Genomic DNA, 24,059 nt, shown 5'->3' with positions numbered 1-24,059 from the left:
GATCAGGCTGCCCCCAGCTTCACCAGGCCGCTGCGACGGCCCGGAGGTGGTGGCCTTTCACCTCCACTCGATTGCATCGCGCCTCGTGGCGCACTCCCGTCTCATCGAAGGTTGGGCGGTCTCGACGGGTCTTGAGCGCGGTGGGTGTCGGCCGCTGCCTGGATGCGGGCGTGATACTGCTGCCACTTGGCGTAGTCGCCGAAGTCGTCGTGATCTGGTCCGGCTTTGCCGTCGATGAGCTCTCGCAGGACATCGGCGTGGCCAGCATGCTGGGCAGTCTCGGAGACCATGCGGACGAGCAGCACGCCCAAGGTGGTGGCCCGGCGGTCTTCGGGCCAGTGCGGCACCTGGCCCGGGGTTTCGAGTGCGAGATCCGTGATGGTCCGGTCGGCGTGCCCGCAGGCACGTTGATAGAGCCCGATGATGTACTTGCTGGACTCATCGGGCCTGGCCCACATATCTGCGCCTTCCCAGATTGAACCGTCCTCGACCCAGGCCAGTGGCTCTGGTGCCGGCCGGTCGAACGATTCGCCGAGGTATCCGTACTCAAGGCCTGCCAGATGCTTGACCAAGCCCAGCAGGTTTGTGGCGGTGGGTGTCATGGGCCGGCGCATGTCGTATTCGGTGAGTCCCTCCAGCTTGGAGAGCAGACCGGCCCGTCCTGCCTGCAGCTTGCGGTGCAGCTCCGCTTTGAGATCGGTCACGTGGTCCTCCTTCAAGGATGCGGCCACCCAACCACGCGGCTGTGACAAGAAGCCGGCGATGCGCCCGAGGCTGACTCGTACGGTGTTCGTACGCAATCTGTACGGTAAGAGCGCGCTATGCGTACGGTTCATGGGGTAGGGTGTGGGTCAGGAGGTGTTCCATGTCCGAGTTGTTCGATGCGGTCGACGCGCTGGTCGCGTCCCGTTCTCCGCTGCCGTCGGCGGAGGAGCGCAAGCGGCTGCGGGTCGCGCACGGCCTGACGCTGGACGATGTGGCCGCCGCGCTGAAGGTTCGTCGGGCCACGGTGTCCGCCTGGGAGTCGGCGAAGAAGCCGACCGAGCCGCGCGGCCCGGAGCGTGAGGCGTATGCGCGGCTGCTGAAGCAGCTTGCGGAGCTTTACCCGGCCCCGGTGTCCGCCACGTTCACCGGCGCATCCGACCCGGCGGAAGCCGGAACTCTGTCCACAGGCCCGGTCACCGAGGCTGCGGTCATGACTGCAACCGAGAACACCCAGCCCCCCGCCTCTGCCCCCGTCGCCGCCGCTCCGGCCGCCGCGACCCGCCCGGCGAGCACCACCAGGCCGTCGACGTCGCGACGTCCGGGCGCGCGGAAGACGGCCCCATCCGGTGCCCCGGCGGCCACCGATCCGCGGTTCGAGAACGGCCCGTTGGCGGTCGTCGACGTCGATGCCGACGGGCAGGTGGTGGCGTACTGCACCGGCGGCCTGGTCCTGGACGTGCCCGCCAAGTCCCTTCCCTCCCTGGTGGACTGGACGCTCAAGGAGGCGAGGCTCGGTCAGCCGAAGCTGTCCGGGCCGGGCAAGGATGCCGACCCGCTGCTCGTGCTCACCCAGGCCGCGCTGGAGCGCTACGGACTCCCCGCCGCCCTGAGCGAGGAGGAGCGGATCGCCGGGCGCCTGCCGGAGGGTCACAAGGTCATCAAGCAGCTGGTCCGCGCGAAGTGGCAGCTGACCAAGCGCGGCCTTGGCCCGTGGGCGCGGATCTACCGGCCCGCGCAAGGTTCGGAACGGTCCTGTGTGCAGCTGTGCATTCCGTCGTGGAACGCGCTGGACATCCGGCACTGGGGCGAGGCCTGGCGGCTCCCGCCGGCCGAACTTGCCCGCGTGCTGGGCGTGTACGCGTCCCGGGTGATGACGCCGCGCGGCTCCACGGCCGTGACCGGCCTGGAGCTGATGACCGCGCTGCACCCGGCGACCCGGGCCTCCGAGCCCGACGCGACGGGGAAGCGGCACTCCGAGCGCAACCCCGGCAGCCTGGGCAAGGACCCGGTCGACCCGGCGCCGTGCGAGGCCCCCGACGGTCACCCGGTCCTCAAGGACCTGCCCCGGTTCCACGTCCGCGGCCCCGGTGAGAAGCTCCTTGAGGAGGCGTACGACTGGGCGCGGCCGATGACCGATGCCGAATGCCTGCGCCGCAACCTCGTGGGCCTGGACGTGAACATGGCGTTCGCCGCCGGGACCAACGGCTTGGTCGTCGGCCTCGGCGCGCCTGAGTACGTCAAGGCGCCGGTGTTCGACCCGAAGCTGCCCGGCAGCTGGCTGGTGGACCTGTCCCACGTCGACCTGTCGCGGGTGAAGGCCGGTAAGGAGTGGGTGGAGCTGGACGGCTCGCTGCTGCCCAGCCCGTTCACGCCGAAAGGCGACCGCCCCGAGGGACCGGCCTGGTACGCGACGCCGACCGTGGCATACGCGGTGGAGCTCGGCTACGACGTCACGCCGGTCGAGGCGTGGGTGCGGCGCGAGAACGGCCGCTACCTGGACGGCTGGTACAACCGGCTGCGCGACGCCTACCTCGCCACGATGGCCGACCTCGGCGTCGACGCCGACCTCGCCCCGGCCGACTTCCTCGCGGCGATGAGCGGCTACAAGAGCCGTGACCCGGAGATGGCGATCGTCGTCTCCGCCATCAAGGCCACGGTGAAGGGAGGCCTGGGCAAGCTGCGCGAGCGCCCGCGCGGGGAGGGCTGGCGGCCGGGCGAGCCGTGGCGTGCCCTGTCCCGCCCGACGTGGCGGCCGGACATCCGCGCGGCGGTCATCTCCCGCACCCGGATCAACCTCCACCGCAAGATCGTCCGCCACGCGGCGTTCACCGGGCAGTACCCGGTCGCGATCCTGTCCGACTGCGTCGTGTACGCGGTCGACGGCGAGTCGCCGCTGGACTTCCTGCCCTACCGCCAGGGCAAGCCGCTCCCGGGAGGGTTCAAGCTCGGCATCAACCCCGGCCTGGTCAAGCACGAGGGCACCCAGTCCGTTCTGTGGGGTGAAGGTGTACGGGAGCAGTTCAACGCCCCGGAACTCAACCTCGCCCGGTACATCAAGGACGGCACCGTCACCGACGCCGACAACGGCGAGTAGGGGAGCAGGAAGGCGATGAGCATGTTCGGGGACGGCCTCGACAAGGCGGTGCAGAAGGCGTTCACCCGCCCCGCACCGAAGTCGGCCGGCGCGCAGATGCGGTACCTGGTCAAGCAGCTCAAAGGCACCAAGGCGGTCGCCCAGATGCTGCGGGTCTCCCAACGCACCGTCGAACGGTACGTGAAGGACCAGATCAAAAAGCCCCGCCCGGATCTCGCCGCGCGACTGGAGCGCGAGGTGAAGAAGCGTTGGCAGCCGCAGATCCGGGCCAAGGCCAGGGCGAAGGCGGCGAGCACGGGCGGCATCGTCATCGACACCCGCGCCCGCATGGGCTACACCGCACCGATCGGGTCGACGGACGAGGACCGGATCCGGCACCTGACCGTCGCCCTGCCGCCCACCTATGCCGCCCGCCTCTTCGACGCCCAGGAGCAGGGAGCCAGCGACCAGCGGCTCAAGGAGATCGCTGCCGAAGGGCTCAGGGAGGTGTACTTCCAGGACGGCGGCCGCCGCGCCGGGAGCCTGGAGGAGGTCCGGTTCACAGACGTGGAACACCTGGAGTTTGACCTGTAGGCCATACCCTGAACAGTCCGCGAGTACCCGACCTGTGACTGAGCGCTTCAGTTGGCCAGTGAGCGTGCGAGTTGGCCGTTTGAGTGCTCCGTTTCGATGTTGTGGCTGAGCTGCTCGGCGTAGGCGTCGAGTAGTGGCTTCATCTGCTGGTAGAGAGGCACTTTGTTCTGCCGGAGCCACTGTCCGATGCTGAACCGGTCCTGGCTCCAAGCCTTGTTGAGCTTGGGGTTGTTGCGGGATTCGGATGGTTGTGGGGCGAATTGGGTCTCGCCGTGGGTGACTTGGGTCCAGATGTAGGCCGTGGCGGCGAGGCGCGCGCGGTTCTCGGAGATGTAGCGGGGGCTCGGTTGTCGCTTGAGCTGCTCGGCGATCTTGCACCATGCGTCTGGCGGGATCGCCCAGTCGGTGAGGTGTTCGCGGCGGTGCCGGTAGTCGACCAACGGCGCGGAAGTGAACTCGGCGGTGATCGCGTCGAGGGCGCGATCGTAAGCATCGGGGGTTCCCTGCCCGCGGGCCCATCGTGTGATGGGGGTGCCCAGGCCCTGTCCGGCGATGCCGAGGCCCAGGAACTCGGCGGCGTCGACGACGCTCCCTCCGAGGGCTCGGCGGACGAGGAAGACAGCGGATGTGCGCCGCAGGACCGGCATGCTGATCCCGGAGGTGAACGCGCCGAGGTGACGCTCGGCCCCTCCAGCGCGAGGAACGCCGGAACGTGCTGGGGGCCGTAGTCGAGTCCGTGATGGGGAAGCTTCAGGGCTGCGCGTACCCTTCAGTTTGGTCAGGGCCGCCCCGTTGTACCGGGTCAGCCCGCCACGGGACCGCCCAAGAGAGTGGTCGTCAGGTTCTCCCGCTGGAGCCCCTTTCTGCGGGCGCCGACGGCGTGCTGGTGGGCCCGCACGTCGTGATGGCCTGTCCGACGCCGTCTTGCCGCAAGGTCTCGAAACCGATGAGGGCAAGGGGGCGTGGGATATACCCGGAGCGAGCCTGTCGCCGGACCGTCCACACGAGCGCGGTGAGCGTCAGGACACGATGCTGGTCGCCCGTTTACCGTGATACGTGGAACGCATCCGAGAAGTACTGCCGCAGCGCGATCATCGCAGGTGTCGGCTGGTGCGCGCTGGCCCATGCGAGGCCGACCTGCATGTCGGGGATGGGGTCGGCAAGCGCTGCGGCGTGGATACGGCGGCCCTCAAGCGACCACGGGCGGTAGACCATGTCGGACAGGACTGTCACCGCGGTGCCGTTGGCCACCAGGCTGCGGATCGCCTCGATCGAAGAGGTGGAGACGAAGACATCGGTTCGAAGGTCCGGCCAATACGAGCGGGTCGACCTCTCGGACTCGTCGACGGTCAGCATCGCGTAGGGATGTTCGGCGATGTCGGCGAGGCGCAGGTTCGCGCGTCCCGCGAGCGGATGGGTGGGCGCTGTCCACAGGCGCCGAGGGGAACGCACGAACGTCTCGAAGTCGAGGCCATCATGGCTGACGTTGGACGTGAGCAGGAGTGCGAAGTCCAGGTCGCCGTCGATGAGCCGCTGCTCCATGGTGTCGCGGTGCATCTCGTGCCACTCGAATTCCACCGCTGGATACCGGGCAGCGACCCGCTGGATGTGATGGGGCAGGAAGTAGCCCATCACGGTGTAGCTGGCGCCGACGCGCACGCGGCCTGCGACGCTGGCCTCGCTGGCGACGGTCGTCTCGGCATCCTCGACGAGCTCGAGGATGTGGCGGGCCTTGGGCAGCAGGGCCCGCCCGGCATCGGTGAGTTCGACGCCGTGGACGCTTCGCTCGAAGACGTGGTGTCCCAGCTGGCGCTCGATGCCCTGGACCGAGGTGGTGATCGTGCTCTGGGAGATGTAGAGCTCGCGAGCGGCGGCGCTGAACTGGCCCGTTTCGGCGACGGCGACGAAGTACCGCAGCTGACGCAGCGAGAAACCCAACGCCGTCTCCCTTCCGCTTGTCGCTCTCCCGATCTCGCAAGTGTATCTGTTTCTCCGATGGCTGGACATCGCAAGACTGTTGTTTTCAATGGCAGGCCCGCTCTCTAGGGTCGTTGAGGAGGACGGGAGGCGCGTATGGAGAAGAGACGCGATCCACAGAGGGAGACAGCCAATGAGGGCCGCGGTCGATATCAACAGCGACATGGGCGAGGGGTTCGGCCCCTGGACCTTCGACGACGATGTGGATGCCCAGATGATGCCGCTGGTCTCCTCGATCAACGTGGCCGGAGGCTTCCATGGGGGCGACCCGAGCACGATCGACCGCACGGCGGCGCTGGCGAAGGAGTACGGCGTCGGCGTCGGTGCGCATCCGGGCTTCCGCGATCTCGTGGGCTTCGGCCGACGCCATATCGAGGCCTCGGCCGACGAGCTGGTCTGCGATGTTCTCTACCAGCTTGGCGCGGTCCGCGCGCTCATAGGTCAGCACGGCTTGAATCTGCAGCACCTCAAGCTGCACGGGGCGCTCTACATGCATGCCGCCCGTGACGAGGAATTCGCCACTGCCCTCGTCGAAGCGCTCGACGTCGCCGACTCCGAGCTGCCCGTCCTCGCCATGGCGGGCAGTGTTTTGGACCGGGTGGCTCGCCGGCACGGGCATCCGGTGGTCTGCGAGTTCTACGGGGACCGTCACTACGGCGATGACGGGCAGATCGTCTTCACACGCGATGTCGGCTCCCTTGAACCCGACGCGGTGGCGGCCAAGGTCGTGCAGGCCTGCCGCGAGGGCACGGTCGAGACCGTGACTGGCTCGACCGTCCCGATCGAATTCGATTCGATCTGCCTTCACAGTGACACCCGTGGCGCTTCCCGCCTTGTCGCGGCCACCCGCGCGGCCCTTGAGGATGCGGGCATCGCCGTCCGCTCCTTCGCCTGACATGAGCCCGATAGCAACACACGAGAGAGAACACAGCGATGTCGACTTCCGTAGCAGTTCAGGAGATCTCCATCCAGGAGCTCCTGCAGGCATACCGTGAACGCCGCACGACCGTCAGGGCCGTGGTGGAGGAGTACCTCGGGCGGATCGAGACGCTGGACCGATCCGGTCCCGGCCTGAACTCGATCGTGACGACCAACGAGGACGCGTTGACTCGGGCCGACGAGCTCGACGCGTATCTGGGGGAGTTCGGTGAGCTCGCCGGGCCGTTGCACGGTGTGGTCGTCGCCGTCAAGGACAACATCGACACCGTGGACATGGACACCACATGTGGCAGCGAGGCGCTTCGCGGTCACCGTCCCGAGCGCGACGCGGTCGCGGTGGCCCGGCTCCGGGCAGCGGGCGCGGTGATCATCTCCAAGACGACGCTGCCCGACTTCGCGACATCCTGGTTCTCCTACTCCTCAGTCAGTGGGGAGACCCGGAACCCGCACTGTCTCAACCACGACCCGGGCGGCTCGAGTTCCGGGTCAGCGGCCGCGGTATCCGCCAATCTGGCGACCGTCGCACTCGGAACCGACTGCGGTGGATCGGTGCGCCTGCCGGCGTCATTCTGCAATCTGGTCGGCATCCGCTCCACGCCCGGCGTCGTACCGCGGACCGGGACCGGCTTCCTCGTTGAGTTCCAAGACACTGTCGGGCCTCTGGCGCGCAGCGTCGAGGACGCCGTGACGGTCTTCGACGTCATTGCCGGCTACGACGAGGGCGACGACTTCTCAGTGGCGGCGACGATGGCGCAGCCCCCGGTCAGCTACATGGCCTCCCTTGGCGACCGCAGCGTGGCCGGTGCCCGCATCGGTCTGGTCACCAACGCTCTCGGCAGCGAGGCCGACCCGCGCAGCGCGGCCGTCAACGCTCTCACTCGGCAAGCGGCCGAGGACCTGCGAGCGGCGGGAGCCGAGGTCGTCGAGGTCGAGATCCCCGACCTGGACGAGTTCCTGGTGGATACCAGCCAGTACGTCGCCTGCTCGCGTCACGACATCGATCTCTACCTCAAGCAACGACCGGCCTTGAGCGACCTGCGTGTCGCCGACGTCGTCGCGCGCGGCAGGTACCACCGCGAGCTGGATCTTCTCGAGGCGGTGAGTGCCGGCCCCGAAGCTCCGGAGTCGGACCCGGACTACACCGGACGCTTTGTTGCCCGCGACAGGTTCACGCGCGTGATCCTCAAGGTGATGGATCAGCACGGACTCGACGCGCTCACCTATCCCACAACCCGTGTTCCGGCGCCGTCGAACGAGGAACGCAAGGAGTGGACGGTGCTCAGCTTCCCGACCAACACACTGATTGCTTCGCAAGCACTGCTTCCCTCGATCACCGTCCCAGCGGGATTCACCGACGCCGAGGTCCCGGTCGGGATCGAACTCGTCGGTCGACCCTACAGCGAGGCCGACCTGTTCAGCTGGGCCGCAGGGTACGAGAAGCAGTCCCGGCACCGCCGTGCCCCCGCGCTCTGAGGCCGCCGAGGCGACTCGGCGGCGCGGGCCGGGCCAACCAGGAACGGGCTCACAGAAGGTTTCCGCTGTCCGATGGCGGCGGCTCGAGCCCGTAACGGTCGGCGCAGAACCTCGCGCCGGCCACCGGGCTCCGGACCGCCACCAGGGGCGCTCCTGGTGCGCCATCGCACTTTGCCGCCGACCCTGCCCGAGCCCGAAACCCCGCCAGACCACCGCCGGTTCCGGCCAGGCACACGCAGCGGAACTGGTCAGGTTTGCCCGGGTGCGGTGCCGGGGCCGGCGGGGCCGGTCCCGAGCGGGCGCCGACGCCCGCTTGGTACAGGTGCAAGGGAGACAGGGACGGTCCCGGCGGTCCAGTCGCCAGCCGCAGCGCGCTCGGCGGCGGTCAGGGTCCGAGGGTCCCGGACGGGCCGCTCGGGCAGGGGGCGATCGGTGCCGGGGCCCAGCGCCCGGCGACTTACGGCATTCACCACCCCAGTCTCCCAGGGCTGGCGCAGGACCTTGCACGACTTCGCTCGCCAGCCCCCGAGCTGCGCATGGGCGGCCGGGCCCGCTGGAGCGGGGAACGAAAGGAGACATCGGCGGGCACGACCGGGACCAAGGCGACGTCGCCAGCCCGGGCGCGTCACCTCTGGTGCCCGTCCGGGCGGGGAACGGCCAGGCTGTTCGTGAGCGATGACTATGGGCATGGAGATCGCCACCTGAACGGCCCGACCGGATTGAGCGACAGAGTCCTACAAAAGCTCCAAGAGGGTGGCGAACCTCGATCCCGGCGCTGCGGCCGCCACCGCGGCGGCGTCGGGCGCTGTGTCCACGTCGCGCAGGAGCGGCAGGTCGCGCACCCGGAGGCCTGCCCCGGTGAGGCGGTCGCGCTGGGCGGCGCCGGTGTGCGCGGTGGACATCGGGACGCCTCGCAACAGCGCCGGGGCGGGCGCGGCGAGGCCGAGCGCCCAGAACCCGCCGTCCTCCGCCGGGCCGAACCATGCGTCGCACTTCCGCCACGCGCCGGGATCCAGTGCGGGGGCGAGGAGCTCCGGGGTGAGCTGCGGGGTGTCCATGCCGACCAGTAGGGCGGGGCCGTCCGATACGGCGGCGAAGGCCGCGGCCAGCCGCTCGTCCAGGCCGCCGGACGCCTGCGGGATCACCTCGATGCCGGGCGGCAGCCAGGGTCCGGGCGCGCCGTCCAGGATGAGCATCCGGCGGCGGGCGGGGCAGCGCAGTACGGTCTCCAGGGTGTCGGCGAGCGCCGCCTCCGCGAGGGCGGCGGCTTGGGCAGGAGTGAACGGCGGCGTGAGCCGAGTCTTGACGTGCCCAGGCCGTGGTTCCTTGGCTATCACCAGCAGCGCGGTCGGTCCGTCCGCGCCGCTCACCGGGGGGTTCCCGCTGGACGCCGAGACGGCTCGCAGAGGACCGCGCGCATGTCGCGCACCGCGTACCAGGTGCCACGCCAGGTGCCCGTGACCTTGGAGCGGCCGGCACGTGGGCGGTAGGGCACGTCGACCTCGCGCACCCGCCATCCGGCGTCGGCGGCGCGGATGACCATCTGCAACGGGTAGCCCGACCTGCGGTCGGTCAGGTCCAGGTCGAGCAGGGCCTTCCGGCGGGCCACCCGCATCGGGCCGAGGTCGTGCAGGTGCAGGCCGGTGCGGCGGCGGATCAGCCGGGCCAGCTCGCGGTTGGCGAGCCGGGCGTGCACCGGCCAGGCGCGGCGTGTCGTCGGCCTGCGCCGCCCAAGCACCAGGTCCGCCTCGCCGTCCAGGACGGCGTGGGCCAGCGACGGCAGCAGCCCGGGGTCGAGGGAGGCGTCGCAGTCGCATAGACAGACCACGGGCGCGGTGGCGGCGCGCAGCCCGGCCGCGCAGGCTGCGCCGAAGCCGCGTACCGGTTCGCTCACGACGTGCGCGCCCAGCGACGCGGCGAGTTCGGCGGAGCCGTCGGTCGAGCCGTTGTCGACGACCACGGCGCGCCACCCGGGCGGTATCCGCTCCAGTACCCAGGGAAGGGCGGCCGCTTCGTCAAGACATGGCAGCACGACGTCCACAAGGGGCCGATGCCTCTCGGTCATGTCTTTCAGCGTATGAATATCTGTGTAGGGGAGGAAATGGAGTGATGCATCCGGATTACCTGATGCGGTCTGCCGTCGCCCTATGGTGTGGGCGAGTGTGCCGTCCCCCTTTTCGACGGCGACGCGGGGGTCCGGGCGGCGGGCGCCTCGAACCGGTGCGGGCCGCGACGGTTCCGGCGGCCGCGGGTTCGAGGCCATCTCCCGCACGCGCGTTACCGAGGCTCCGATGCCCGGCCGCGCAGGGGGGCTCCGGCGAACTCCCGCATGCCGTCGGTGAACGGTACCCGGGGCAGCCAGCCGAGTTCCTCGCGCAGCCGTGACGAGGAGGCGGTGATATGGCGGACGTCGCCCAGCCGGTACTCACCGGTTACCACCGGTGCGGGCCCGCCGTGGGCCGCGGAGAGCGCGGTGGCCATCTCCCCCACGGTGTGTGGGCTTCCGCTACCTACGTTGTAGGCGCGCAGTGTGCCGTCCGGGATCGCGGCGCCGATCGCGCCGAGCGCCGCCAGGTTGGCGGCGGCCACGTCGGCGACGTGGACGAAGTCCCGGCGCTGACCGCCGTCCTCGAAGACCCGGGGCGGCTCGCCGCGGGCGAGCGCGGAACGGAAGAGCGAGGCCACCCCGGCGTAGGGGGTGTCGCGTGGCATTCCCGGTCCGTAGACGTTGTGGTAGCGCAGGGCGACCGCCCGGCCGCCGGTGGCCCGTGCCCAGGCGGCGGCCAGGTGCTCCTGGGCGACTTTCGTCGCCGCGTAGACGTTGCGCGGGTCGGGCGGCGTGTCCTCCGGCACCTGGCCGGGGGTGAGCAGATCGCCGCAGCGTCGGCAGACGGGCTCGAACCGTCCGGCGTCCAGGTCGGCGACCCGGCGCGGGCCGGGCCGGACGGCCCCGTGGCGGGCGCATGAGTAGCGGCCCTCGCCGTAGTAGACCATCGAGCCGGCCAGGACGAACTCGCTCACCCGCAGCCGGGCCATGGCCGCGAGCAGAACGGCGGTGCCCAGGTCGTTGCACCCCACGTAGGCGGGCACGTCGTCGAAGTCCCGGCTCAGGCCGACCATCGCCGCCTGGTGGCAGACCGCGTCCACCGCGTGCAGTGCCTCTTCGACCACCGCCCGGTCCCGCACGTCGCCGCGCACGAACGCCACACCGGGCGGCCGTGAGGGCGGGAAGGCCGCAGTGCCGTGCGCTGCGGGCAGCACCGCGTCCAGCACGCGCACCTCATGTCCGGCCTCGACCAGCGCGCCGACGACGTGGGAGCCGATGAACCCGGCCCCTCCTGTGACAAGCACCAGCATGCCTTCGAGGCTACGGCCGGATCCGACACGCGGCGCTGCGAGGCCGTCCGCCCTGCTCGCGGCTGCCACCATGGCGGGCGTGGGAGTACGCACACTCTGCGCCACGGCACTGCTCGCCGCCCTCGTCGCCGTCGTCGCCGCGACGGTCCACCTGGGCGGTGATCTCGGCCATCCGGCCGCGCTGCTGTACTGGTACGCCGCCGCGTGGGTGCTGTTCGCCGCAGCAGCGTGGACCGTGCGGCGCGTGCCGGTGCGCACCGCTGTGGCGCTGATTCTGGCCGGGGGGATCGCCCTGTGCGCGGCGGCGTTCTCGGCTCCGCCGCGCACCAGCGACGACATGTACCGCTATGCGTGGGACGGTCGCGTGCAGGCCGCGGGGATCTCCCCGTACGCCTACCCGCCGGACACGCCACAGCTTGCCCGGTTGCGTGATCCGTGGCTCTTCCCCGTTGGGACCGAGTGCCACGGGTGGGACTTCCACCGAGTGGCGGGTGTGTGCACGCACATCAACAGGCCGTCCGAACCCACGATCTATCCGCCCGTGGCCGAGGGGTGGTTCCTGCTGGTGCACGCCGTCTCCCCGGCGGACGGGCGGCACAAGCCCCTGCAACTCGCAGGTGCGGTGCTCTCCGTCGCCACGACGGTGGCGCTGCTGCTGGTGCGGCGGCGTACGTGTGGTGACATGCGGCGGGTGGCGCTGTGGGCATGGTGTCCGGCGGTGCCGTTCGCCGCGGTCAACGACGCCCATGTGGACACCGTCGGAGTGCTGCTCACGGTGGCCGCGCTGGGCGCGGCCGCGGGAGCACGCCGTGGAGCGCTGCTCGGGGCGGCGATCGCCGCCAAGCTGCTGCCCGCACTCACCCTTCCAGGCGCACTGTCGGGGGTGCTGGCCCCCGGGCGCAGCCCGCGTGCCCGGCTGCGGGAGGCGGCGAGCGTGCTGCTCGCCGCCGTTGGCGTCGTGGCGCTCGTCTATCTCCCCTACCTGCTGGCGTCCGGTTCCGCAGTCCTGGGCTATCTCCCCGGCTATCTGCGGGAGGAAGGGTACGAGCCGGGCGACGTCGGCCGGTTCGCGCTGCTGCGGCTGGTGCTGCCGGACGCGTGGGCCGGTCCGGCCGCTGCCGTACTGGTTGCGCTCACCGCCTGGTACGTCCTGCGGCACGGCGATCCAGAACGGCCGTGGCATGGATCGCTGCTGGTCGCAGGCACCGCGCTGCTGCTCACCTCGCCGGCGTACTACTGGTATGCGCTGCTCGTCGTGGCTCTCGTGGCCATGGGTGGCCCAGGGGAGTGGCTCGCCGTCGCCGCCGCGGGCACCGTGCTGTATGTCGCGAACGATCTGCACTCGCCTGGCGTCCAGGCAGCCGCGTACGGGACGGCCGCTGCGACGGTGCTCGCCGGTGTACTCGTCCGGGCGCGGGCGCGTGGCGGCGGAGACGGGCGGCGGGACGGCGCGGGAGGGCAGGCGTGCGGGCGGCATCGGGTGCGAGGGGGTCATCGGTGGCGGCGTCTGAAGACGACCATCCGCAGGACGGTGAAGCGCACCACGGTCACCAGGGCGAAGCTCGGCGCGAGCACCAAGGTCTCCGCCGCGGGCGAGGCGGTGGGTCGGTAGTGGCGGAAGAGCAGGACAGCGCCCGAGGTGACCAGGTACGCCAGGACGAAAAGGCCCCCTGCGGCCAGATGCGCCTGGAGGAACCGGACCGGGGACCCGCGAAAGGTCAGCCGGCGGTTGGCCTCCGTGTTGAGGACGGTGACGGCGAAAAGGGAGGCGAAATTGGCCAGGACGGGCGGCGACCAGTGGCGCAGAACCCAGTACAGCAGGGCCTGGGCCGCCGTGGAGGCGACGCCGATCACGACGAACCAGAACGCTTCCCTGGTCAGCGCGGTGCGGCGGGGCCGGGTCAAGGCGCTGCTATGTGTGCCGTGGCGTCGCACCCCACGATCATGAGGCCACCGGGCGCCCCGTCGATCCGTGCGGAGCGCCGGTTCGGCCGTTCGGCTGGCGACGGACACCCGCATGCACGCCAGGCACGGAAAGACGCCTCCGTCTGTGTCAGTTTGTAGCTGACGACTCGACAGACACCGACGGCGCGGCGGGATTCGATCCACCCCTCGGAGAGCCGGCACGGAGGCAGAGGAGGCGGCCGGTGAGCAGGGGCGAACGGCCGTCGGCACCGGACTCCGGCGGGCCGCAGGGCCCGGGACCGGACGAGGACCACGCGCCGGGGCGCCTGGAGCGCGTTCGCGCTGCCGCGGCGGCGAGGGCCACCAAAGGGGCCGCTCGTACCCGGGCCCTTGTACGGCGGGTCGAGCGCACCCCTCCGCCCCCGGGGCCGTTCCGTCCCGGCTTCTGGCGCAGTCCCCTCCGCGGGCCCTGGCTGACGTCCGTTTTCGGCCTGGTGCTGCTGATCGGCATCCCCCTGCTCTTCGTGACCGGCGCGCTGTCCTACGCCGCCTACAACCCCGGCCTCGGCGCACTCAACGACCAGACACCGGACAAGGGCCTGCTGGGCTTCTACCTGTTCGACTGGCCCACGCACCCCTACTGGCTGTACCGGCTCACCCAGGGCGTGCACGTGACGCTCGGCGTGGTCCTGGTGCCGGTGGTGCTGGCCAAACTGTGGTCGGTGATCCCGAAGCTGTTCGAGTGGCTGCCGGTCCGCAGCGCCGCCCACGCGCTGGAGCGGCTGTCGCTGCTGGCGCTGGTGGGCGGGGTCGTCTTCGAGTTCGTCACCGGGATCCTCAACATCCAGCTCTACTACGTCTTCCCGGGCTCCTTCTACACCCTGCACTTCTACGGCGCCTGGGTGTTCATCGCCGCGTTCGTCGTCCATGTGAGCCTGAAACTCGGCCGGATGACCCGCTCCCTGCGCTCCCGCAACCTGCTGACGGAGCTGCGCACCGGGCTCGCCGGCACCCGACCGGAGCCACCCGACCCGGACGGTCCGGTCGCGCTCGAACCCGCCGCGCCGACCATGTCCCGGCGCGGCGCACTCGCCATGGTGGGGGCCGGGTCGCTGCTCCTCCTCGTGGTCACCGCGGGACAGAGCATCGGCGGCCGGCTGCGAAGGACCGCCCTTCTCGCGCCGCACAACCGTGACCCGGGCGGCGGCCCGAAGGACTTCCAGGTCAACAAGACGGCCGCGTCCGTCGGCGTCACCCCCGCCCTTGTCGGGCCGGACTGGCGGCTGGAGGTCCGCGGCCCCGGGCCGACCCTCGTCTTCACCCGCGCACAACTCCTCGCGATGCACCAGCATGCCGCCGCGCTGCCGATCGCCTGCGTGGAGGGGTGGTCCACCGACGACCAGGACTGGAGCGGCCTTCGTTTGACCGACCTCGCCGCCCTGGCGGGCCTCCCCGACGCCGGAAGCGTCCTGGTGGAGTCCGTCCAGCCCCGCGGCCCCTACAGCTCGGTGATACTGCGGGGCAACCAGATTCACGATCTCCGATCGCTGCTCGCCCTGCGGGTCAACGGCGCGGACCTCTCGCTCGACCACGGTCACCCGGCCCGCGTCATCGTCCCGGCCAATCCCGGCGTGAACAACACCAAGTGGGTGCGTCGGCTCACCTTCAGGACGTGACCATGGCGCGCTTCGTCCGTTGGTACGGCTCCGGCCCCCTCCATCTTCTCGTCCTGATCGCCTCGTTCGCCCTCACCGGTTACGCCCTGGTGCGACTGTTCGCCGTCCGCCCGATCGAGGTCGCGATCTGGTTCGTCGGCGCGGCGATCGTCCACGACCTGATCCTGCTCCCCCTGTACTCACTCGCCGATCTGTCGGCTCAAGCCGTCCTGCGGCATCGCGCCCCCCGCATGCCGCAACCGCCGTGGATCAACTACCTGCGGGTGCCCGCTTTCCTCTCCGGCGTGCTCCTGCTCGTCTGGTTCCCCCTCATCCTCGACCTCGCGATCCCCTACCCCGATGCCGCACGACTGTCCGAAGGCGTCTACCTCGGCCGATGGCTGGCCATCACCGCCGTGCTCTTCGGCGCCTCCGCCCTTGCCTTCGCCCTCAAGCTCCGCCGCCTCCGGCGGGCCGCCCGCGCCGACGAGGAACGACCCGCACCGGGTCACGACGCCGCGTCATGACGCCCGGCGAGGAGCGGTCGCCCTGCGCCGACGCGGACCCTTACGCACTGGCCCTGGGCAGCGGCCGCGAACTGGTGTATCTGCGGCTGGCGGACGGGCGTCGGATCCGGATGCCGGTGGATCGCTGGTACGCACACCCCACCGTGGCCGACGAATCCGTGCTCAATCGCTGCGTCGACCCCATTCTGGACGTCGGCTGCGGGCCCGGCCGGCTGTGCAGGGCACTCCTGGGTCGCGGAGCCTTCGCGCTCGGCGTCGATGTGGCTCCCCGCGCGGTGGCCCACACCGTCGCTCTCGGCGGAATCGCGCTGCGCCAATCGGTGTTCGACCGGCTACCGGCTGAGGGAGGCTGGGAGACCGTCCTGCTCATCGACGGCAACATCGGTATCGGCGGTGACCCGCGCGCCCTGCTGTACCGCTGCATCCAGGTCACCGCCCCGACGGGTTTTCTCCTCGTCGAGGTCGACCTCGACGATGTGGAGGAACGCTGCACCGCCCAATTCGAAGACAGCCATGGCCACGAAGGTCCGCCGTTTCCCTGGGCACGTCTGGGGGCACCGGCACTCCACAGGATCGCCGAGGACCTTGCCCTCAGCGTCACCGACCAGTGGAGATGCGGCCAACGATGCTTCCTCGCCCTCGGCCACCGGGACACGGCCTCGGGACGTCGTCGCTGAGGCGGGGCACACCACGCGGTGACGAGGAGACACGACGCCCGCCGACCGGACCCCGCGTGCAGGGCGCGGAACCGGGCCGTGTCACCCGGTCGGGGCAGCCACCGGTGGCCGGCACGTGCGATCCGCCGATCGTGCTGATTGAGTGGAGGGAAGTCCGCCGTACCAGGACGTGTCTTCACACTGGCGTCGTCCGGCCGGAGGCCGGGCCGTGCGGCGTCTGGCGCGCGCGATCGCAAGGCGGAGGATCGTCCTCGTACTGGACGTACTCGGACGACTCCGACAACGCCGCGAGCGTGCGTGCCGGGCGGCGCGACGGGGCAAACGTTGCCGGGAGGGGCACTTGGGAGGTCGGGATCAATGAGACTGGTCGAGCACCTGGAGGGCCCCGCGGCGCAGGCGACCGCTCACATCGTCCCAGCCGGGCCCCGTCCGGCCCGAGGCGCACGGGCTGAGACGCGTGAGCACGCGGCCGATCGGTGACCACGCTCCGCTGTCCGATTGCCGTTCGGCCGCGCTGGTCACCTCGGACGGATCGGTGGACTGGCTGTGCCTCCCCCGATTCGACAGCCCCGCAATCTTCGCCCGACTCCTCGACGAGGACGCCGGCCACTGGTCCATCCGCCCTGCCGGCCCGGTCGACATCAGCCGCCGCTACGTCGAGGACACTCTTGTCCTGGAGACGACCTTCCGGACGGCCAAAGGCACGGCGGTCCTGCGCGACGCCCTTGCCCTGGGGCGGCGCGAACGCGGGCACGCGCTCGGCACGGCGTCCCCCGGAACGCTCCTGCGTCCGGCGCGACATCAGCCCCGTACGGATCGGCAACGACGCCTGGCGTCAACGCCAACTCGACGTCCACGGCGAACTCCTCGACGCGGCTCATCAGACCCTTCCGCCCGGTGAGCCGCTCGACCCGGCCACCCGCACCTTCCTGCTCCAGGCGGCCGAGACAGCCGCCCAGCGGTGGACCCAACCGGATCAGGGCATCTGGGAAAGACGCGGCCCCAGCAGGCACTTCCTCCACTCGAAACTGATGTGCTGGGTCGCCCTGGACCGCGCCGTCATCATGGCTCCCGCCCTCCAGGCCGACGAACACCTGCCCCACCGGCAGCACGAGCGCGACCGGATCCGCCAAGCCACCGAGCAACACGGTTGGAACCCCGGCCTGGGCGCCTTCACCCAGGCATTCGACAGTGACAAGCTCGACGCCTCCGCGCTGATGCTTCCCATCGTCGGCTTCCTGCCGCCGCACGACCCGCGCGTCCAGTCCACCATGCTGGCCATCGCCACCCAACTGACCGACCGCAACGACCTGGTCCGCCACTACCTCACCGACGAACTGCAGGGAGAAGAAGGCGCCTTCCTGCTGTCCACCTTCTGGCTTGCCCAAGCCCTCGCCCTCACCGGCCGCACCTCCGAGCCCAGCCAGCGCACCGCCTCCGGGCGGGTCAGCGGGCCCACGCCGCGTGCTTCCAACAGAGCGCGCAGAGCGGCTTCTTGACCGTAGGCCATCTGAACGCAGGCGCGGACCGCAGGCCCGCCATGTCCCGACACACCGTCACACACCCACACACCCAACAAAGTGGCAGCGCCCGGCGGTGTACTCGCTACGAACGATCAACCTCCGCCGTGACCAACCTGAAGATCATCCCACCCCGTTCAGCCGACGCGACAACTCCGCCGGAAGGGAACGTGTTTCCGTGAAGGCAGCGTGTCGGCGTGCCTTGGCCGACTGCACGTGAAATGAATTCGACGCTCCGGGTTTGGCAGTTGCGCAGAAGAAGCCGAAGGGAAGATCAACATGGTGAATCGTATGCTGAAGAAGGTGCTTATCACGGGAGCTGCAACCGGCTTCGGGTACGAGGCTGCGATGCGTTTGGCGGAAAAGGGTTTCGACGTGATCGCCGCGGTGGAGATCTACGCCCAGGTCCAGACGCTGAAGCGGCAAGCGGCCGAGCGAGGGGTGAGCCTGCAGGTCGAGAAACTTGACGTCACCAACGACGGTGATCGTCGTAAGGCTCTCAACTGGGGTGTGGAGATCCTGGTGAATAACGCAGGAGTCGGCGAAGGCGGCTCAACAGTAGACATCCCTGCATCGAACATCCGGCACCAGTTTGAGGTCAACATCACCGGACCGCTGCTCCTCACTCAGGGGATCGCCAAGCAGATGGTCGAGCGCGGCACCGGCAGAATCGTATGGGTGTCATCTCGAGAGGGCCTGAACGTCAACCCCTTCACCGGTATCTACTCCGCTTCCAAGCATGCGGTCGAGGCGATCGCCGAAACCATGGCCTACGAGCTGCAGGAGTACAACGTCGAGGTCGCCACGGTCAACCCGGGGCCGTTCTTGACCGGCTTCAACGATCGCATGTTCCAGACCTGGGAGAGCTGGGAGGACGACCCCTCGCAGCGGCTCTTTGACTATTCCAAGCTGGCCTTCCCCCGAGCCCAGTTCGATCCTGAAGCGGTCTACGCGACGTTGACCGCCGTCGCTGCCGGGGAGGTCGACCGCTTCCGCAATCTGGAGCCTGCGTCGATGCTCGAAGAGACCAAGCGCCTCCAGCAGGTTCCCTGGGAGCGCAAGGTCACGGATGGCCTCGGGACCCGGCATCAGGCCATTCAAAACTCCCACGAGATGCAGCCTGAGACCCCCGTCGCAAGCTGACCGCGTTTCGGGTGACCGCAGCTCACCCTGATCGCCGGGGGCGTACACAGCCGAGGCGTGCCTCGTCATCACGCTTGTGCCTGGGCACAGCGAACTCTTCGCCGACTCTCACGCAGCAGCAGGCGCCGCAGTGGTAGAGGCGAAGGCAGTAATGGGCTCCGATGCTCAGGGGAACTCTGCCCGGACCGTATCGCACAGCGCCAATGCTCGAATCCTGTCGAAGGGAAATCCATGCCTGTCAAACCGGCCGTCCTGCAGGATCGCTACCGAAACCGCGGCACCGCTTACACACTGGAGGAGCGGGCGAAGCTCGGGATCACCGGGCGGCTGCCGGCGGCCGTCGAGACCCTCGACGAGCAGGCCAATCGGGCCTACGCGCAACTCAAACAGAAATCGTCCGATCTGCAGAAGTACATCTATCTCAATGAGATTCACGATCGGAACCAAGTTCTGTATTTCAAACTGCTGGCCGATCACCTCGACGAGCTGCTGCCCGTCGTGTATGACCCAACCGTGGGTGACGCGATTGAGCAATGGTCCGTGGACTATCGCGACTCGCGCGCGGTATACCTGTCAATTAACCGTCCCGAGGACGTGAAAGCATCATTCGAGTCGCTCGGTCTTGGTGCAGACGATGTCGATATGATCGTTGTCTCCGATGCTCAGGAGATTTTGGGTATCGGAGACTGGGGCGTCAATGGGACAGATATTTCCATCGGCAAACTCGCCGTTTACACTGCCGCAGCCGGCATCGACCCGAACCGGGTCATCGCCGTGAACCTCGATGTCGGGACAGACAACGAGCTGCTGCTCAACAGTTCGTCCTATCTGGGCAACCGGCATGCGAGGCTGACCGGCAAGCGGTACGACGACTTCATCGCCCTCTACCTCCAGACCGTGTCCGAGTTGTTCCCGAATGCGCTGCTGCACTTCGAAGACTTCGGGCCGTCGAACGCCCGGCGGATCCTGGTGGAGAACTCCGCCAAGTACCGGATCTTCAATGACGACATGCAGGGCACTGGGGCGATCGTCATGGCGTCGGTGTTCTCTGCCCTGAAGGTCACCAAGGCACGCTGGTCCGAGCAGCGACTGGTGGTCTTCGGAGCGGGGACTGCCGGCACCGGCATGGCCGACCAGATCCACGCAGCGATGGTGCGCAATGGTGCCACACCCGCACAGGCGAAGAGCAATATCTGGCTCGTCGACGTCCACGGTCTCGTGACCGACGACATGGCGGACCTGCCTGACTACCAGCAGGCGTATTCAAGGCCGAAGCCCGAGGTGAGCGCGTGGGCCGACGGTGAGATCGACCTGCTGACCACCATCAAACATGTCAAACCCACCATCCTCATCGGCACGTCGACCGTCCATAACGCCTTCACTGAGGACGTCGTGCGCGCCCTGGCCGAGGGAGTGGACCGCCCGATCCTCCTGCCGCTGTCAAATCCGACGAGTCGCATCGAGGTCATGCCTTCTGAGGCGATGGCCTGGTCCGAGGGGAGAGCGCTGATGGCGGTCGGCATCCCGGTCGGACCGGTGGAATACAACGGCATCTCCTATGAGATCGGACAGGCCAACAACGCGCTCCTCTACCCCGGACTCGGCCTCGGCACGATCGTCTCGGGCGCCCGTCACGTGACCGACGGCATGCTGCTCGCCGCTGCCGAAGCAGTGGCCGGCCAGGTCGACGTGTCCCGGCCGGGGGCATCACTCCTGCCGCCGGTTGCAAACCTGAGGGCGTCCTCGGCCACAGTCGCAGTCGCCGTCGCCCGCGCCGCGGCACAGGACGGAGTCGCGACGAAGACGCACAAAAACCTCATTCAGGCGGTCCAGGATGCGATGTGGCAGCCGGTCTATCCCACGAGCGATGTGGAGGATGCGAAGTGAGCCGGGGTGACCAGTCCGTCCCCGAGATGCGGAAAGTGCCGATCGGGATCCAGGCCGACGGACAGCGTGAAGAATTCGACAGCATGGGCACGGTCGAGGTGCCGGCAGACCGCTACTGGGGGGCGCAGACGCAACGGTCGCTGATCCACTTCTCCATCGGCGACGACCGGATGCCCAAAGAGGTCTACCACGCCTACGGCTACGTGAAGAAAGCGGCGGCGCTCGTGAACGCTGCCGCCAACCGGCTGCCCGAATGGAAGAAACAGGCGATCGTACAGGCCGCGGAGGAAGTTATCGGGGGGAAGCTTGACGAGCACTTTCCCCTTTTTGTCTGGCAGACAGGGTCGGGTACCCAAAGCAACATGAACGTCAACGAGGTCATCTCCAACCGGGCGTCGCAGTTGCTCGGCGGCACGCCCGGGAGCCAGAAGCCGGTCGGCCCGAACGATGACGTCAACATGGGGCAGTCCAGCAACGACAGCTTCCCGACCGCGATGCATATCGCCGCGGTGCAGGAGTTCGACGACCATCTCCTGGTGCAAGCTCGAGACCTTGCTGCGGCCCTCGAAGCAAAGGCCAAAGAATGGAACACGGTCGTGAAAATCGGCCGCACGCACCTCGAAGACGCCGTACCACTTACCGTAGGACAAGAGTGGTCAGGTTACGCCGCCCAAGTACGCGCCTGCATCGAGGAGATCGAGCACAGCCGCAAGGGGCTGCTCGCACTGGCCCTGGGCGGCACCGCCGTCGGAACAGGACTGAACGCGCCGAAGGGCTTCAGTCGTGACGTCGCGGCGCAGATCGCCGAACTGACCGGCAAGCCGTTCATTACCGCCGACAACAAGTTCATGGCGCAGGGGGCGCTGGACCCCATGGTGCGGGCACACGGAGCGCTGCGCGGACTGGCCGTTGCCGTGATGAAAATCGCCAACGATATGCGATGGTTGGCCTCAGGCCCACGCGCCGGCTTCGCCGAGCTACTTCTGCCCCAGAATGAACCCGGCTCCTCGATCATGCCTGGCAAAGTCAATCCGACCCAGTGCGAAGCCATCGTGATGATTGCGATTCAGGTGCTCGGCAACGACTCCGCAGTGGCTTTCGCCGGGAGCCAGGGCAACTTTGAACTGAACGCGATGCGCCCGGTGATCATCAACAATTTCCTGCACTCCGCGCGCATTCTTGCAGATGGGATGGAGAAGTTCCGGATGTTCTCCGTCGACGGCACCGAGCTCAACCGGAGCAAAATCGCACAATACGTGAACGAGAGCCTGATGCTGGTAACGGCGTTGAGCCCCATTATCGGTTACCAGAACGCCGCGCACATCGCCGAGTCCGCGCTCGCCAACAACCAGACCCTGAAAGAGGCCGCGCTGGCAAGCGGTCACGTCGACGAAAAAACATTTGAATCCGTTGTTGACCCGCTTTCCATGGTCGGCGACGGCGTTTCCGGCGCCTGACCCGCGGCTGCGGACATCGTGAGTGCTGCTGGCGGGTGGGTGAGTTGAGGTGTGGGGTGTGGTGTGGGCTGGGGTGTTGCAGATCGGTTGAGAACTGGTGTCGTTTGGTCTGGCGATGGACTGGCTGACCTGGGGTTGTATCAACTTCGTTGAGACACGCGGTCTTGTCGCATGTAGTTTCTGCGTTCTCATGGCACTGGCCGTGATTTTGCTGGGCAGGTTGTTTTACCTGGTCGTGTGTCACGAACGCTGAAGGAGGCGTCGATGGAGGAGCTTCCGGAAGCGGTGCTGTGCGAGAGATGGAGGTAGGTCCTCCGGGGTCGCCCTGCAGGGGGAGGCTCCAAACCACCGCAGGCTGCGTCGGTTAAGTGCCGTTCGTGGTGAGCGTTGCGGGAAAAGGCGCGGCGGTGATCGCGTCAGGTGTGGGTCAGGAAGGCGAGCGAGAGCGAACCGCTGATGATGTGTCGTAATAAATTCCAGTGGCGTCGAAACCAGGGCGAGACCAGGGCTCTGGGACAAGTCCGGGGGGAGCCTGCTGACTGCCCGGATGGCGTCCGGCATGTAGGCGGCGCGAGCCTGACCTGGGCTCTTGCACGGAACGTGAGAACCTGTCGCCCCGATACTGCTGCCGGCCCGCGAGGCCGGCGGCGAGAGGGAGATCCCCAAGCGGCCAACACCGCAAGGGGCGGAGTACCGATGCGGGGCACGGGGGCAGACCGTCTCGTAGTAGCGAGGAAGCCCGGTAATGCGGGTGGAGCGAAGGGGACGGATCATCCAGGTCTGCTTGGCGGTCAACCGGAGTTCCCGGGAGGAGCCGGATGAGCGGGCCAAAGCCGTTCGAGATCTCGAAGCATGTGCTCTGGGAGGCGTATCTCAGGGTCAAGGCGAACCGGGGAACGGCCGGAGTGGACGGCGAGTCGATCGAGCAGTTCGAGGCTGACCTGCGGGGCAACCTCTACAAGCTGTGGAATCGGATGTCGTCGGGCAGCTACTTCCCGCCGCCGGTGCGGATGGTGGAGATCCCCAAGCCCGGGGGAGCAGGCAAGGTCAGGGTTCTCGGAGTGCCGACGGTCGCGGACAGGATCGCGCAGACGGCGGCGGCCATGGTCTTGGAGCCGGAGGTGGAACCGCTGTTCCATCCCGATTCCTACGGCTATCGGCCCTGCAGAAGCGCGCTGGACGCGGTCGCGGCCTGCCGAGAGCGGTGCTGGAGGACCGACTGGACGGTCGACATCGATATTCAGGGGTTCTTCGACAACCTCGATCATGATCTGGTCCTCAAGGCGGTGGCCCATCACACCGGCCAGCGGTGGATTCTGCTGTATGTGGAGCGCTGGCTGAAGGCCCCGCTGCAGCACAGAAGTGGCGAGCTGGCCGCGCGAGATCGCGGGAGTCCCCAAGGCTCGGCGATCTCGCCCCTGTTGGCGAACCTGTTCATGCACTACGCGTTTGACACCTGGATGGACCGGGTCTTCCCGGGCGTCCGGTTCGAGCGCTACTGCGATGACATGGTGGTTTATTGCCGCACCGAGGCCGAGGCGCACCAGGTGCGTCAGGCGATCGGCCAGCGGCTGGCTGAGTGCGGGGGCTTGCGGCTGCATCCCGACAAGACCCGCATCGTGTACTGCAAGGACGGCAAGAGGCGTGGTTCGTACGAGCATGTCTCGTTCACCTTCCTCGGATACACGTTCCGCTCGCGAAAAGTCCGGTCGAAGACGGGGAGCTACTTCTTCGGTTTCAACCCGGCCATCAGCGATGCGGCGGCCAAGCGCATCCGGGCGCAGATCCGCAGATGGCGGTTGCACCTGCGCAGTGGATCGTCCCTGGCAGACCTCGCACGGGAGATCAACCCCGTCGTGCGGGGATGGATCAACTACTACGGCCGGTTCT

At 68.5% G+C, this 24,059-nt stretch carries 19 protein-coding genes and 2 pseudogenes; 14 read left to right on the top strand and 7 right to left on the bottom strand.

Going from position 1 to position 24,059, the window contains the following annotated elements; all coding sequences use genetic code 11:
* Positions 1-101: 101 nt before the first annotated feature.
* Complete coding sequence (locus tag ACIHCL_RS35925; protein ID WP_399868681.1) at positions 102-704, bottom strand: DinB family protein; 603 nt, start codon at positions 702-704, stop codon at positions 102-104.
* A gap of 161 nt (positions 705-865) precedes the next feature.
* On the opposite strand from ACIHCL_RS35925, the gene tap reads away from it, so the two are divergent.
* The gene (gene tap / locus ACIHCL_RS35920) at positions 866-3,079 is read left to right on the top strand and encodes a telomere-associated protein Tap (RefSeq protein WP_399868680.1); all 2,214 of its coding nucleotides are present in this window, start codon (positions 866-868) and stop codon (positions 3,077-3,079) included.
* A gap of 15 nt (positions 3,080-3,094) precedes the next feature.
* On the top strand, positions 3,095-3,652 hold the full coding sequence (gene tpg / locus ACIHCL_RS35915) for a telomere-protecting terminal protein Tpg (RefSeq protein ID WP_399868679.1): 558 nt from the start codon (positions 3,095-3,097) through the stop codon (positions 3,650-3,652).
* A gap of 47 nt (positions 3,653-3,699) precedes the next feature.
* On the opposite strand, the gene ACIHCL_RS35910 is transcribed toward tpg, so the two are convergent.
* Complete coding sequence (locus ACIHCL_RS35910; protein ID WP_399868678.1) at positions 3,700-4,299, bottom strand: hypothetical protein; 600 nt, start codon at positions 4,297-4,299, stop codon at positions 3,700-3,702.
* Between the two features lie 397 nt (positions 4,300-4,696).
* Positions 4,697-5,590 (bottom strand): LysR family transcriptional regulator, encoded by an 894-nt coding sequence (locus ACIHCL_RS35905; protein ID WP_399868677.1) that lies wholly within the window; start codon positions 5,588-5,590, stop codon positions 4,697-4,699.
* A 172-nt stretch (positions 5,591-5,762) separates the two neighbouring features.
* Here ACIHCL_RS35905 and ACIHCL_RS35900 point away from each other — a divergent pair, with 172 nt between their 5' ends.
* Together ACIHCL_RS35900 and ACIHCL_RS35895 are read left to right on the top strand one after the other, a co-directional pair.
* Positions 5,763-6,524 (top strand): 5-oxoprolinase subunit PxpA, encoded by a 762-nt coding sequence (locus ACIHCL_RS35900; RefSeq protein ID WP_399868676.1) that lies wholly within the window; start codon positions 5,763-5,765, stop codon positions 6,522-6,524.
* 38 nt (positions 6,525-6,562) lie between these two features.
* Entirely contained in the window at positions 6,563-8,041 is a 1,479-nt protein-coding gene (locus tag ACIHCL_RS35895) for an amidase (protein WP_399868674.1), read from the top strand.
* A 734-nt stretch (positions 8,042-8,775) separates the two neighbouring features.
* On the opposite strand, the gene ACIHCL_RS35890 is transcribed toward ACIHCL_RS35895, so the two are convergent.
* The 3 genes from ACIHCL_RS35890 to ACIHCL_RS35880 all read right to left on the bottom strand — a co-directional run bounded on the left by ACIHCL_RS35890 (position 8,776) and on the right by ACIHCL_RS35880 (position 11,398).
* Positions 8,776-9,411 carry a DUF2064 domain-containing protein gene (locus tag ACIHCL_RS35890; RefSeq protein WP_399868672.1) on the bottom strand — a complete coding sequence of 212 codons (636 nt, stop codon included), beginning with the start codon at positions 9,409-9,411 and terminating at the stop codon, positions 8,776-8,778.
* On the bottom strand, positions 9,408-10,106 hold the full coding sequence (locus ACIHCL_RS35885) for a glycosyltransferase family 2 protein (RefSeq protein ID WP_399868670.1): 699 nt from the start codon (positions 10,104-10,106) through the stop codon (positions 9,408-9,410). Before ACIHCL_RS35885 ends, ACIHCL_RS35890 begins: the two co-directional genes overlap by 4 nt.
* A 212-nt stretch (positions 10,107-10,318) precedes the next feature.
* Positions 10,319-11,398, bottom strand: a complete 1,080-nt coding sequence (locus ACIHCL_RS35880; protein WP_399868668.1) for an NAD-dependent epimerase/dehydratase family protein — start codon at positions 11,396-11,398, stop codon at positions 10,319-10,321.
* A 70-nt stretch (positions 11,399-11,468) separates the two neighbouring features.
* On the opposite strand from ACIHCL_RS35880, the gene ACIHCL_RS35875 reads away from it, so the two are divergent.
* On the top strand, positions 11,469-13,010 hold the full coding sequence (locus ACIHCL_RS35875) for a glycosyltransferase 87 family protein (protein WP_399868666.1): 1,542 nt from the start codon (positions 11,469-11,471) through the stop codon (positions 13,008-13,010).
* On the opposite strand, the pseudogene ACIHCL_RS35870 reads toward ACIHCL_RS35875, so the two are convergent.
* Positions 12,968-13,417 (bottom strand): annotated as a pseudogene (locus ACIHCL_RS35870) (GtrA family protein); the annotation flags it as partial. The gene ACIHCL_RS35875 and the pseudogene ACIHCL_RS35870 overlap by 43 nt on opposite strands.
* A gap of 359 nt (positions 13,418-13,776) precedes the next feature.
* Here ACIHCL_RS35870 and ACIHCL_RS35865 point away from each other — a divergent pair.
* From ACIHCL_RS35865 to ltrA, 9 genes and pseudogenes are all read left to right on the top strand, one after another.
* Entirely contained in the window at positions 13,777-14,979 is a 1,203-nt protein-coding gene (locus tag ACIHCL_RS35865) for a molybdopterin-dependent oxidoreductase (protein ID WP_399868684.1), read from the top strand.
* A 2-nt stretch (positions 14,980-14,981) separates the two neighbouring features.
* Positions 14,982-15,485 carry a hypothetical protein gene (locus ACIHCL_RS35860; RefSeq protein ID WP_399868665.1) on the top strand — a complete coding sequence of 168 codons (504 nt, stop codon included), beginning with the start codon at positions 14,982-14,984 and terminating at the stop codon, positions 15,483-15,485.
* Positions 15,482-16,162, top strand: coding sequence for a class I SAM-dependent methyltransferase (locus ACIHCL_RS35855; protein WP_399868664.1), 681 nt, complete (start codon positions 15,482-15,484; stop codon positions 16,160-16,162). The genes ACIHCL_RS35860 and ACIHCL_RS35855 overlap by 4 nt, the downstream gene beginning before the upstream one ends.
* 457 nt (positions 16,163-16,619) lie before the next feature.
* Positions 16,620-16,820: pseudogene (locus tag ACIHCL_RS35850) on the top strand (trehalase-like domain-containing protein); the annotation flags it as partial.
* A gap of 67 nt (positions 16,821-16,887) precedes the next feature.
* Positions 16,888-17,661, top strand: coding sequence for a glycoside hydrolase family 15 protein (locus tag ACIHCL_RS35845; protein ID WP_399868663.1), 774 nt, complete (start codon positions 16,888-16,890; stop codon positions 17,659-17,661).
* Positions 17,662-17,973: 312 nt separating this feature from the next.
* The gene (locus ACIHCL_RS35840; RefSeq protein ID WP_399868662.1) at positions 17,974-18,825 is read left to right on the top strand and encodes an SDR family oxidoreductase; all 852 of its coding nucleotides are present in this window, start codon (positions 17,974-17,976) and stop codon (positions 18,823-18,825) included.
* A gap of 231 nt (positions 18,826-19,056) precedes the next feature.
* Positions 19,057-20,712 carry an NAD-dependent malic enzyme gene (locus ACIHCL_RS35835; protein ID WP_399868661.1) on the top strand — a complete coding sequence of 552 codons (1,656 nt, stop codon included), beginning with the start codon at positions 19,057-19,059 and terminating at the stop codon, positions 20,710-20,712.
* A gap of 26 nt (positions 20,713-20,738) precedes the next feature.
* The gene (gene fumC, locus ACIHCL_RS35830; protein WP_399868683.1) at positions 20,739-22,169 is read left to right on the top strand and encodes a class II fumarate hydratase; all 1,431 of its coding nucleotides are present in this window, start codon (positions 20,739-20,741) and stop codon (positions 22,167-22,169) included.
* An 818-nt stretch (positions 22,170-22,987) separates the two neighbouring features.
* The coding region (gene ltrA, locus ACIHCL_RS35825) for a group II intron reverse transcriptase/maturase (RefSeq protein ID WP_399868660.1) at positions 22,988-24,059 on the top strand (1,072 nt) is incomplete at its 3' end.

This window comes from Streptomyces sp. NPDC052042, from assembly GCF_044548345.1.
Taxonomy (GTDB): Bacteria; Actinomycetota; Actinomycetes; order Streptomycetales; family Streptomycetaceae; genus Streptomyces.
Note: the sequence above shows the minus strand (reverse complement) of the source record. Positions and strands in the feature narration are given on the sequence as shown.